The organism is Pseudoalteromonas sp. S1609, from assembly GCF_005887255.1.
Classification (GTDB): Bacteria; Pseudomonadota; Gammaproteobacteria; order Enterobacterales; family Alteromonadaceae; genus Pseudoalteromonas.
This window is the reverse complement of sequence record NZ_PNDJ01000213.1, coordinates 1-239: the sequence shown is the minus strand read 5'-3', so window position 1 is coordinate 239 and position 239 is coordinate 1. Positions and strand designations below refer to the sequence as shown.

Genomic DNA, 239 nt, shown 5'->3' with positions numbered 1-239 from the left:
AGAGCCGGCAGCCGCCAAATATAATGGTGTTGGTGTAGGAGAGGGGGTTGAAGGGGGCCAGCACCCTGATGCAGATACACTACGTGTAACAAAAATTAATGTTGGTGGTGATGAACTGCGTGATATTGTTTGGGGTGCACCAGTTTGCCTCCTAGGTCTTCTAGTTGCTGTTGCCACTGTTGGTTCAGTATTACCAGGTGCTTTTAAAATTAACAAGGCCAAAGTTCGTCGTCAACCAT

1 protein-coding gene is annotated in these 239 nt (G+C 47.3%); it reads left to right on the top strand.

The window, feature by feature from the left end:
• The coding region (locus CWB76_RS19480) for a hypothetical protein (protein ID WP_138609758.1) at positions 1 to 239 on the top strand (239 nt) is incomplete at both ends.